This window comes from Thermogemmatispora sp. (assembly GCF_019683755.1).
Lineage (GTDB): Bacteria > Chloroflexota > Ktedonobacteria > Ktedonobacterales > Ktedonobacteraceae > Thermogemmatispora.
The window spans coordinates 1-2,095 of sequence record NZ_JADGHT010000533.1 but is presented as its reverse complement, the minus strand read 5'-3'; the positions used below and the strand labels follow the sequence as shown (position 1 = coordinate 2,095).

At 63.6% G+C, this 2,095-nt stretch carries 3 protein-coding genes; all 3 read left to right on the top strand.

The genetic code is table 11. The features are described from left to right. The coding region (locus IRZ24_RS19680; RefSeq protein ID WP_297168303.1) for an ADP-ribosylglycohydrolase family protein at positions 1-393 on the top strand (393 nt) is incomplete at its 5' end. 106 nt (positions 394-499) lie between these two features. Beyond that, complete coding sequence (locus tag IRZ24_RS19675; protein ID WP_297168301.1) at positions 500-1,450, top strand: WYL domain-containing protein; 951 nt, start codon at positions 500-502, stop codon at positions 1,448-1,450. A gap of 151 nt (positions 1,451-1,601) precedes the next feature. Continuing rightward, positions 1,602-1,976 (top strand): VOC family protein, encoded by a 375-nt coding sequence (locus IRZ24_RS19670; protein ID WP_297168298.1) that lies wholly within the window; start codon positions 1,602-1,604, stop codon positions 1,974-1,976. The last annotated feature ends 119 nt before the right edge of the window (positions 1,977-2,095 follow it).

Below are 2,095 nucleotides of genomic sequence, written 5' to 3'. Positions count from 1 at the left end.
AAGGAGGAGTTGCTGGCACCTTTCTATACGCCGGTGCCCGACTCCTGGGAGGAGCAGCCGCTGACGCCAGAGATTGCCGAGGTGGCGGCTGGCTCGTTTAAAGTGCGTCAGCCGCCGGAGATCCGGGGCCTCGGCTATGTGGTGAAGACGCTGGAGGCGGCCCTGTGGGCTTTCTACCACAGTACCTCGTTCCGCGAGGGCTGCCTGTTGGTGGTGAACCTGGGCGACGATGCCGATTCGACTGGGGCGGTTTATGGCCAGTTGGCGGGCGCCTTCTACGGCGAGGAAGCGATCCCCGCTGAGTGGCGCGCCAAGCTGGCGAAGCGCGAGCTGATTGAGTCGCTGGCCGACGCTCTCTATGAGCTGGCCGAGCGTATCCTACCGGAATCCTGAAGCCCGCAGAGAAAAGGAGAGAGGAAAGGCCCGAGTGCGATCGCTCAGAATCGGAACGGATAGGAGGCTCGGCTGATATTCGCCAGAGGGGAGACTGATGCACCGTATGGATCGCTTGACTGCCATCGTGCTGCTCTTGCAGCGCGGTAAATGGACCGCCGCGTCTCTCGCGCGGCATTTCGAGGTCTCGCGCCGCACGATTCTGCGCGATATCGAGGCGCTGTGTGAGATGGGCATTCCGGTGGTGGCCGAGCCGGGACCAGGCGGCGGCTATAGCTTGCCGGCGGATTATGCGCAGGCCCCCCTGCCGCTGTCGCTACAGGAGGCCCTGCTGCTGCGTCTGGCGCTGAGCAGCCTCTTGCAGTTGCGCTCAGTTCCCTTCAAGGAGGCGCGCGCCTCGCTGTGGGCCAAGATTACGGCGCTGCTGCCATCGCGTGAGGAGATCGAGCCAGGTCTGGAACAGATGCTGAGTTCCCCATCCTCGGCGCGCGCCGGAGGGGCAGAGTTCCCGGTGCCCTTCTTTAGCGATTTGCTGCAAGCGCTGGCGGCAGGCCAGTGGGTTCGGGTGACCTATCGCTCGGAGCGGCGCCAGTCGGAGCAGACCTTGCTGCCCCAGCGCCTGTCTGCCAACGCTGGCCTCTGGTACTGCCATGCCTACTCGCTGGAACACGGCTGTGTGCGCCTCTATCGTGTCGATCGCCTGCTCCGCCTGGAGGCGCTGACCGGGCCTCCCTGCGCGGAGCAACCGGAGATCAGGGATCGGCGGGAAGATCCGACCTTCCCAGAGGTCTGTATTCGCCTGACCGAGCGCGGGGTGCTGCGTCTTGAGCACTACTCTCTGCTAGCAGCCCGCCTGCAGCGCGAGGCCGATGGCAGCGGCTGGCTGCGCCTGCCTTGGAATCCAGACGACTACGACTGGCTGGCGCGTCAGCTCTTGAGCTTGGGCCCGGAAGCCCGCGTTTTGACCCCGACGGCGCTGCGTGAGCGTCTGCAGACCATTGCTCGCCAAATCGCGACCCAGTATGAAAAGGACGTCAATGAGGGTGAAGAATGGTGACAGACAGCTGTCACCAGGCCAGGAGTAGACTGGTCATTGTCCTGCCGACCTGACTGACTGACACGGGCAGCGATCTCGCTGGCCAGTCCAGTCAGGCCGCAGGCGAGGACGTACATGAGTTGCTGCTCAGGAAAGCAGAAAGGAGTCTCTCATGGCCCAACGGAGCATTATTCACCTTGAGTTGCCAACACGCGACCGTGACGCCAGCGCCGCCTTTTACCAGGCGGTGTTCGGCTGGCAGATTGGGCGCAACAGTACACACGACTACCTCTACTTTGAGGCCCAAGATGGGATACGCGGGGGCTTCCCCAGCCCCGATGACCAGGGTCAACGCGAAGGTGAGCCGTTGATCTATCTGGCTAGCGAGGATATCGAGGCGACGCTGGCTGCGATCGAGGCCCACGGCGGACGCTGCTTGATACCAAAAGTAGAGATCCCCGGCGTTCTCTCCTGGGCCGTCTTCCTTGATCCCGCCGGCAATCGCCTCGGCCTCTTTACTCCTGCGCCGCCTACGTCGGGCAAGTGAGCCGCGCCGGCGTTGCTTTTCCCTTCCGCCGGAGTCTGGCCCTAGGCATGGGCCTGGCTCTGGCGGAAGAATTCAACCGTTTGGCGGATACCTTCTTCCAGCGAGACTTGCGGCTGCCA

What these genes read in the sequence shown, in the direction of transcription:
- IRZ24_RS19675 (WP_297168301.1), top strand. Translation starts at nt 500, where the DNA reads ATGGATCGCTTGACTGCCATCGTGCTGCTCTTGCAGCGCGGTAAATGG.
- IRZ24_RS19670 (WP_297168298.1), top strand. Translation starts at nt 1,602, where the DNA reads ATGGCCCAACGGAGCATTATTCACCTTGAGTTGCCAACACGCGACCGT.